Source organism: Gelidibacter sp., from assembly GCF_039916245.1.
Lineage (GTDB): Bacteria > Bacteroidota > Bacteroidia > Flavobacteriales > Flavobacteriaceae > Gelidibacter.
In genome coordinates, this window is the sequence record NZ_JBDSLS010000239.1 from 1 (window position 1) to 8,561 (window position 8,561).

The 8,561-nt window shown below is 35.6% G+C and carries 8 protein-coding genes, 1 tRNA gene and 1 pseudogene; 7 read left to right on the top strand and 3 right to left on the bottom strand.

What is annotated here, in order from left to right; genetic code table 11:
• From ABIQ28_RS12715 to ABIQ28_RS12740, 6 genes and pseudogenes are all read left to right on the top strand, one after another.
• Window positions 1–153: pseudogene (locus tag ABIQ28_RS12715) on the top strand (GTPase ObgE); the annotation flags it as partial.
• 523 nt (window positions 154–676) lie between these two features.
• Complete coding sequence (locus ABIQ28_RS12720) at window positions 677–910, top strand: hypothetical protein (RefSeq protein WP_348037886.1); 234 nt, start codon at window positions 677–679, stop codon at window positions 908–910.
• A gap of 93 nt (window positions 911–1,003) precedes the next feature.
• Window positions 1,004–1,729 carry an SDR family oxidoreductase gene (locus tag ABIQ28_RS12725; protein WP_348037888.1) on the top strand — a complete coding sequence of 242 codons (726 nt, stop codon included), beginning with the start codon at window positions 1,004–1,006 and terminating at the stop codon, window positions 1,727–1,729.
• A 450-nt stretch (window positions 1,730–2,179) separates the two neighbouring features.
• Window positions 2,180–2,710: a DUF4136 domain-containing protein gene (locus ABIQ28_RS12730; protein WP_348037890.1), complete on the top strand. Its 531-nt coding sequence runs from the start codon at window positions 2,180–2,182 to the stop codon at window positions 2,708–2,710.
• A gap of 212 nt (window positions 2,711–2,922) precedes the next feature.
• Window positions 2,923–3,828 (top strand): Two component regulator three Y domain protein, encoded by a 906-nt coding sequence (locus ABIQ28_RS12735; RefSeq protein ID WP_348037892.1) that lies wholly within the window; start codon window positions 2,923–2,925, stop codon window positions 3,826–3,828.
• 166 nt (window positions 3,829–3,994) lie between these two features.
• Window positions 3,995–4,067: transfer RNA gene (locus tag ABIQ28_RS12740), tRNA-Met, on the top strand.
• Window positions 4,068–4,176: 109 nt separating this feature from the next.
• Here the strand turns inward: ABIQ28_RS12740 and ABIQ28_RS12745 are convergent.
• The 3 genes from ABIQ28_RS12745 to ABIQ28_RS12755 all read right to left on the bottom strand — a co-directional run bounded on the left by ABIQ28_RS12745 (window position 4,177) and on the right by ABIQ28_RS12755 (window position 7,750).
• A complete protein-coding gene (locus ABIQ28_RS12745; RefSeq protein ID WP_348037900.1) occupies window positions 4,177–4,335 on the bottom strand; it encodes a transposase in 159 nt (52 codons plus the stop codon).
• Window positions 4,336–4,524: 189 nt separating this feature from the next.
• Window positions 4,525–5,376, bottom strand: coding sequence for an SMP-30/gluconolactonase/LRE family protein (locus ABIQ28_RS12750; protein WP_348037894.1), 852 nt, complete (start codon window positions 5,374–5,376; stop codon window positions 4,525–4,527).
• A gap of 121 nt (window positions 5,377–5,497) precedes the next feature.
• Window positions 5,498–7,750 carry a S41 family peptidase gene (locus tag ABIQ28_RS12755; protein WP_348037896.1) on the bottom strand — a complete coding sequence of 751 codons (2,253 nt, stop codon included), beginning with the start codon at window positions 7,748–7,750 and terminating at the stop codon, window positions 5,498–5,500.
• A gap of 260 nt (window positions 7,751–8,010) precedes the next feature.
• Between ABIQ28_RS12755 and ABIQ28_RS12760 the strand changes: the two genes are divergently transcribed.
• Window positions 8,011–8,561, top strand: a 551-nt coding sequence (locus ABIQ28_RS12760) for an SOS response-associated peptidase family protein (RefSeq protein WP_348037898.1), incomplete at its 3' end; no start/stop codon positions are given.

The window sequence follows — 8,561 nt, forward strand, 5'->3', positions numbered from 1 at the left end:
TCAAAAAGCGATATGTTAGACGCTGAACTTGAAGCGGAACTCAAAAAGGAACTGGATAAAACCTTGCCGATAGATTATATGTTTATTTCATCTGTAGCGCAAAAAGGCATTCCTGAACTTAAGGACAAGCTTTGGAAAATGTTGCATGCTTAACTTTAAAATAAAGTAAGTTCTGTTGCTTTAGTGACATAAAAAATAAATTTAAATTGCAACTTGTCGTTGCGAATTTTTAAATTCTCTCTAAAAGCAACCAATGAAAGACACCATTAAAGACATTATCGATAGCACTGATAATAGAGCAGGGGGTATTTTTTCTATTTTAATCCAAATTTTAATTTAGATTTCCGTCGTTACCTTTTCGATGGAAACGCTTCCTGATCTTGAGCCGTAAACTTGAAGAACACTGCGATATATCTATTTTTTTAGTGTACTTTATTTTACGGTTGAATTTTGATTAAGGATTTATGTGGACGATCAGAAAGTAAAATTCGCCTAATTAAGAGCACTTCGTTTTTTACGTTTTTTCAGGATTTTAAAGTTGGTTCGCTATAATAAAGCCATGAGCCAATTTTCAAGAGCGATCCTAAGTGCCTAAGAATAAATATTCTTATTTGTTTTCTTCTCTCTAAATCTTATTTATTTCGCTGCCGCTGGCATTTATTACTTTGAAAATCAAGTGCAGCTGGAACACTTATCATCTGTTTTGATAGTTTTTGGTGGTGATTATCACTTTAACCACAGTTGGTTATGGGATGTGTATCCTATAACTATTGGCAGAAAGGTCTTTGCATTTATCTTACTGATGATCGGTTTGAGGATTTTGGCCATTACTATTGGTTTCATTTCTTGCGCTTTGGCTAACTCTGTCGATGAACCAGATGATGTCGTTGATACTTCTAAAAAGCAATAATAGCCTTGGTTTTACAAAGTTTTAATACAAGTTTAATAGTTCATATGAAGTCTTGAGTTTTTCGTTTTGTAACTTTGGATAAAACCATATAATATGAAAGATTTAAAAAATAAAGTGGCCTTGATCACAGGTGGCAGTAGCGGCATTGGGTACGGTGTTGCACTAAGTTTGTTGAACGAAGGAATTAATGTAGCCATAACCAGTAGAGATGAAGCAAGAGCCAAAGCAGCAGCCGCAGAACTTCAAAAAATGACCACAACCTCCGCAAAAGCAATAGGGGTAATGGCCGATGTCCGGAAATATGAAAGCCAACAAAATGCCGTTAAACAAGTGTTAGCTGAATTTGGACAGTTGGACATTGTCATTGCCAATGCTGGCTTGGGGCATTTTGGATCCATTGAAGAATTGACGCCAGAGCAATGGCAGGAAACTATTGATACTAATCTGTCCGGCGTGTTCTTTTCCATTAAATCGAGTGTTGAGGCCTTGAAAAAATCGAAAGGTTATTTTATCAGTATTTCCAGTTTGGCAGGCACTAATTTTTTTGCAGGCGGTTCAGCTTATAATGCGAGTAAATTTGGCGTAACCGGATTTACACAATCGATAATGTTAGATTTGAGAGAGCATAATATTAAGGTGAGTACCATAATGCCAGGATCTGTAGCCACGCATTTTAATGGTCATGAACCGGATAATAGTGACGCTTGGAAAATCCAAAGTGAAGACATTGGCGAATTGGTCGTCAGTATTCTAAAAATGAATGAACGTACCTTGCCAAGTAAAATTGAGGTCAGACCGACGATGCCGGCAAGTAAGTAATTCATATTTTATTGCTTTCAAGACAACACGATGTCTTTAATGGATCTCCATTAAGTATCTAAAAATTTTGACACTCCCGATGGCTGACGGGATTACGAATGTTCACAAATTCATTCGTGCCCTGAAAATTTGAACTTACATCTTTATTGTAAATTTCACGAATAAAATAGACCTTAATTTGTTTTTTATAAAGTTGGAAGAATGGGTTTTAGTCTGATCTGTCATAAGTTTGCAGGGGAGGTATAAGGTTTTTGATATGCTTGTTTAGATTTAATGATTTAAGTCTTGATTCTAAGTAGCGAAGCGGCGTTTGCTGAGCTTGTCGAAGTGTCTTAATTCTTTTCTCAAACACTAGTAATGTTTTAAAAAATGCCTCGTGCAATTCCATGTCCTTGGACGTTGAGAGATGCTATCGAGGCATTTTTTTTGTTACCTTTAAAATAAAAAGCTATGAAAAAATCACTCCTATTATTTGGACTTACTTTAATTGTCTTTTCCTGTGCGGCGGTTCGCGTGAATTATGATTATGAAAAACGCACCGATTTCAACACTTACAAATCTTATAATTTTTATACCGATATGAATACGGGCATGAGTGAGCTGGATACCAAAAGACTTTTAGAGGTGCTGGAGGCTGGCATGCAGGCCAAAGGAATGTATGTTTCCGATTCTCCGGATTTCCTGATTAATATCAAAAGCAGCACGTTTCAGGAAGGCGGACGTAATAATGTTGGCGTAGGTCTTGGCGGTGGCGGCGGTCATGTTGGTGGCGGGATTTCCATTGGCATTCCCGTTGGACAAGCAACGATCAACAGAGAAATAGTGTTTGAATTTGTGGATGAAAATAAAACAGGATTGTTTTGGCAAGCCAGAAGTGAAAGCGCGTATCAACCAAACGCCAAGCCAGAGGCACGAGAAGCTCAGTTCAAAGCAGTCGTAACAAAGGTATTGGCGGGATATCCACCAGCTTCTAAAAAGTAATAATTATTTGACAATAAGAAGAAGATCATGGCAACTTATTGTGATGTTTTAAGAGTGGTTTTTGAAACTCATTAAAAAATACAACAAGTTGATTTACAGTGTTATGTGGATTGGCGCAGTGTCCTTGAGTGCGGTTCATCGAATATAATTGGAATTTCGTCGATAATATTTTACATTAGTCTTCTAGATATGCCAACCAAATTTTATTTTTTATGAAAACATTTAAAATTACATTGTTGTTCCTACTGATGACCGTTTTTTCTTTCGGTCAGATTTCAACCCAAGAAAAGAATGCTTTAATTGCGCTCTATAATTCAACTAGCGGTGCTTCATGGCAGACGGTTTGGGATTTAAAAACTCCGCCTCATACTTGGTATGGTGTTGAAGTTGTGGGTGACAAGGTTGTGTCGCTTAATTTGGATGCCAATAAATTAAAAGGAACTTTACCCAATGAATTGGGTGATTTAGTTCATCTGCAGCATTTAAGCCTATTTAGAAACGCGATCTCCGGAAACATCCCAGCGAGTATTGGGAAGTTAAGTGCTTTGAAAGAAATCAACTTGGCTTTTAATCAACTTAAAGGCCCTATCCCTGTCGAGTTGACCGATTTGACAGCGCTTGAATCTCTGCAGTTATTTATGAACGAACTGACCGGAAGGATTCCACAAACCATTGGCAACTTGGCCAACTTAAAAACTTTAGAATTATACAATAATAGTTTAATTGGGAGCATTCCAACATCGCTAGAAAATCTTACCAATTTGCAGACACTTGTTATTAGTAGTAACTCCTTATCAGGAAAACTGCCTTCAGATTTATCACAACTTAAAAAATTAAAAACACTCAGCGTTTTTGATAACCAATTATTAGGTGCGATTCCTAGTTCAATTGGAGATTTGGCAAATCTGGAAGAATTGGTATTGGCAAACAATGGTTTTTACGGAGAGCTGCCTTCAGAGATGGAAAAGTTGTCCAAACTAAAGACATTGCTTATCGGAAACAATAGTTTTAAAGGCGAATTAGCAGAATTACAAAAAAAGTTTCCTAAACTAGTTGAATTTGATTCACAAAATGGCAATAACGGCGGTGTGCTTGTTAGTTTAGACACAGAGGATTAGCGCTTTCAATACCCTATAACCAACTCCTAGCATTGATTTGTTAGGAGTTTTTTATGAAATAAAGTTTTGTATTCGATAAAAAACTTGTATATTTGCACTCGTTAAATGATACAGTCGGCATTATGAACCGAGAGTTAAAAGCTAAGAGCATCATTTTAATTTATATCGCGGGATAGAGCAGTAGGTAGCTCGTTGGGCTCATAACCCAAAGGTCACTGGTTCGAGTCCGGTTCCCGCTACTAGAAAAAAACAAGCCTTTCAAGAAATTGAGAGGCTTTTTTTATGGATAAAATTTTAGTGGATTGCTTCATAAAATGGATCAAGTCAAAAAGTTGTGGGATTTTAAGATTACGCATAAATTGTTGTTAGTCTATATAGGAAGAATTCTACGTTCCTAACCCCTCTGAACTGCGCCCTAAAAGCTTTTATTTTGGCATTGAACGATTCTGCAGAGGCATTGGGGATCAAGTCAAAAAGTTGTGGGATTTTAAGTTTTGAGAATTTAATTTAACCGCTAAGTTCGCAAGGTGATAAAGTTTCCTGGCGTCCTTTGCGAAATTCCTTTGCGCTCCTTGCGTTTAAAAAAAGAGGCTTTAGGCTAACTTCAATAATTTTTTGTTAGTCTATAGAGAAGTTTTCTAAAAAAGGGAAGTCTAATATAAATGCTGAGATTATTTACTTTAGAAATCTTACCCACTACAAATTAACAACTTCAATATTACCACGATCAGCCATCGTCACATAGACTTTTTTGTAATCATTGCTAAAAGTCAGGTTACTTGGTTTTTTACCTATCAATTCTATTTCCTTTAATAATTTACCTTTTGGAGAGAGAATGATGACGGTTCCTTTGCCATAGCGCGTCACATAGAGATTTCCATTAGGTGTGCAACGCATGCCATCTAAGCCATGATCTTCAAAGGACATCAGTTCTTGCTTGTTTTGGATCAAGCTATTTTCGACGATATCATAAACCCATATTTTGCGTTGGGCAGATTCATTGACATATAGTTTTTTACCATCAGGACTGACTTCAATACCATTGACGGTTCCCATGTTTTCTTCTAAAAGTTCGAAACCTTTGTCTTTGGTAACTTTCCATAATTTCCCAGTGTTATCTGACCAATTGGGATCACTGGCATAAAGCGTTTTGTTTGGAGCAATAGCGATATCATTAGGTTGGTTGGCAGTCACTTCATGTGCAAATACAGAAATATTTTTACTGATTAAATCAATTTCTAGAATGTTATGATTGGTATAATCGGCCACAAACATTTGATTCTTTTCCCCGAAGCGAATACCATTCCCAATACTGCCATTAGGTAGTTTTACAAATACAGAAGCTTCCCCATTGGGCGTCACTTTCCCAATAGTGCCTTGTTCTTCAAAATTGACCGCATAAATGTTTCCTTGATAATCTGTGGCTGGGCCTTCAACGCCAGGTGTGAAACTGCCTTCTTTAGTAAAATCATGACTTTTTAAGGGTTGTTGTACTTTGCAGGAGGAGGTCAATGCTATTAATAGAGCGAAGGTTATAAGTTTTTTCATTTTTATACGAGGGTTTAATGGGTGTGAACAAGCTTTCAATATACGAATAATATGAGAAAATTGAACTTCTCATTGTATGATTCAGGGCCGTTATTTTAAACTCAAAAAGCCCTAAAAGGGCTTAATTTAAAATAACATCTATAGCTTTTTCTAAAAATTCGTCTTTTCCTGATTTAATCCCATCAATAGTTTTGCTGACATAGATGTCTGGTAATACGCCTATAGTATGATGTTGAGAGCCGTCGTGCTTTACAACCTTCGTTCCAGTCCAGTTAATATTGTAATTTCCTAGAAGCGTAAATGGATTTATATATCCATTTGTACCTGCAGTTGGTTGGCCCACTATGGTTGCTAATTGATAATCTTTAATTAAACTCATATAACTTTCGGCATAGCTTATGGATCTGCCATCAATAATATAGACCACTTTTTTATCTCCTAAATATGGTTTTTTTGGTTCCATTTCCCATCCATGGTTCTCATAGCCTACGATTTTTTCGTGATCTGGATATATGATTTTAGGGACTCTCATCCACGCTGTAGAAGTGTCTTTTTCTTTCAAGAGATGTGAAATGAATTCATGGTTCCCATTAGGATAACCTCTTAAATCACAAATGATACCTTTTGCCTGTTGTAATTGTGGTAAAAGCGAAGTTATCGTGTCCATTTCAATGGTGTCAAGGTTGAGATAAAATATATTATCATTTAATAGTTTATAATTATTTTCCTGGATATTAATATCGTTTTCATAGTAATCATATTTTTTGTCACGATTTAGGATTACATTTTTATTGTTGATCTCTAGAACTAGATTTTCATCTTTTTTTCCAAATAGACTTTCGCTTCGCGCTCTATATTTCAACCATCCGTCAGTACTTGCAGAAATTCGAGAATTAATTTCTTTAAAATAGTTTTCTGATAATTCGTTATTTACTTTGGTAACGACATCGCCAATTTTTATTCCTACAAATCCATCTTTAACTTTGGTAATAACCAACTTATTTTCAATCCACTCCCAATTGATAGGCGGAACATATAGATCAATTTCAACACCACCTACATATACATGGCCATCTTTTAATGGGGCCGTAAATTTCTGCAATGTTATGAGATGATCATTTTCAGTTTTATCTTTTAAACTTCTTTCTAAAGCTGTTTCTAATTCTTTATCCCAATCCAAATCCACTTCACTAAAATAAGGGTAGAAATGTTGAAAAACATTGTAGATATTTATAACGTTGCCTAAGCGCATGGCGACATTATTTGGACTGTCATCTACATTTTTCAAATTGTTTTGTAATGTGGTTAAAGTTTTACTTTTAGGGTACGTATTTTCCTGGTTACCGTAAATATTTAAGGGTATTTGACAAAAAACGCCAGCCCCAATCTCTTTTTCTATGAGCTCCCCGAATTTCGGAAAGTACTCAAAAAGAGGCTCCTCTTTTACTATTTTAACTTGTCCTTCATAGGTAATAACTGCACTATTTTTGCCTTCTTTTTGTTCAGTATTTGATAGTGTATATGAATAGCCCTCAAGTTTGCCAGTCCATTCCGATTGTTCATTTTTGACGCCGATAGTGTTAGCTTCAAAATCGCTGTTCTTAATAGGTATTTCTATCCATATATTGTTCTCCTTATAATAGAGATGCACATCATCTAAAAATAAAGTTCCTTTACCAATTAAAAGATATCCCATAAACAGTCCTGATGCTAAATCATCGACTTCTCCAATAATTTCATATTCCTTCCATTCATTACTTTTAATGGGATTAGCACCCATATTCTCAAAAAAGCCTATTTTATTATCAGGCTTGTCAACTCTTAACCATAAATGACCCGAACCTTCAGAATCCTCCTTAAGTTTTACCCAACCCGTATATTTTATTTCCTTGCCTTTATATTTCTCTGGATCAATAGAAACACTGAGGCTGCCAAAACCACTGGATTCATCAATTTCAGAAAAACTATTTACTCTGACACTCTTATAAGGACCTTCTTGGTTGTTCATGTCTTTTGAAACGCCTTGGTGTTGCCAATAAATTGATTGATAATCTTTGGAGTTACTAGGCGTAATTGCGTTAAGATCATAGTCATGTACTGTATTAGAAAATATAATACTAGGTGCAATAGGTTTGAAAAGATCGTTGAGCGTCGCTAAAACCTCATTTGGATTATTACATTTTAAAATCTCGCTAGCTCCAAATGCGGCAAAACTATTCCAATCTATTTCTGAAGCTTCATCACTTGGATGAAAGTATTTCACATAACCATAAGCTTTTGCGAAGGTTTTTAAATGGTCTGTTTTTTCTTGTTGCTGTGCATAAGTGGCACTAAAAAATAAAATGACATAAACTATTGAAATAGTTTTTTTCATAATTCTAAATTTTTAATTGAGGTTAGCTTTATGAAAAGTACTAGTTTTTACGTACTAACATTTCAGTTTAACATTTGTTTGTATTTATTTCATGATATGAATATTGTTCAATTTTTATAAAATTATTCTAAGGAGACTTCATTTATATGTTTTCTTAAAGATTCTCACAATGAATTTCTCATTAAATGTCAATCTTTTCATATTTGATTAATGCTTTAAATTTCTAACTGTAATAGCTTAGATAAATAATATTCAAACAAATGTGCTACGATATAAAGGCTAGTGTTGAAACGCTACTGAAGCGCGCAGAGCGAAAAGGGGATAAAAGCGCTGTGGATGAAATCATGGAACGGCTTATTCCGTTAACCGATTTACCTTTATTTCATAGCATGGGTTTCAGTCATCCCACGGTATTGATCTATACCGACCGTTCGCCAGATTTTCCAGATGTGTCCACTTGGGGCTTATTGACGCATTGGGTCAGTGATACGGAACAAATGAATAAAACGTGGAATAATACTCTCAACGCACGTGGAGAAACCATCTTTGATAAAAACTCCTTTCGTGAGGCGGCAAAACAATCACGGTGTCTTATTTATGTGGACGGCTTTTATGAACACCATCATTATCAGAAAGAAATCTATCCCTTTTATATTTATAGAAAAGATAAAGAACCCATAATATTCGCAGGGTTTTACAGTGAATGGCACAATCCTGATACGGGCGGTAAAATGAATACGTTTTCCATCGTCACTACTAAGGGCAATGCAATGCTCTCAAAAATCCATAACAACCCTAAACTCGACGGCCC

What these genes read in the sequence shown, in the direction of transcription:
- ABIQ28_RS12755 (WP_348037896.1), bottom strand. Translation starts at nt 7,750, where the DNA reads ATGAAAAAAACTATTTCAATAGTTTATGTCATTTTATTTTTTAGTGCC.
- ABIQ28_RS12725 (WP_348037888.1), top strand. Translation starts at nt 1,004, where the DNA reads ATGAAAGATTTAAAAAATAAAGTGGCCTTGATCACAGGTGGCAGTAGC.
- ABIQ28_RS12750 (WP_348037894.1), bottom strand. Translation starts at nt 5,376, where the DNA reads ATGAAAAAACTTATAACCTTCGCTCTATTAATAGCATTGACCTCCTCC.
- ABIQ28_RS12730 (WP_348037890.1), top strand. Translation starts at nt 2,180, where the DNA reads ATGAAAAAATCACTCCTATTATTTGGACTTACTTTAATTGTCTTTTCC.
- ABIQ28_RS12735 (WP_348037892.1), top strand. Translation starts at nt 2,923, where the DNA reads ATGAAAACATTTAAAATTACATTGTTGTTCCTACTGATGACCGTTTTT.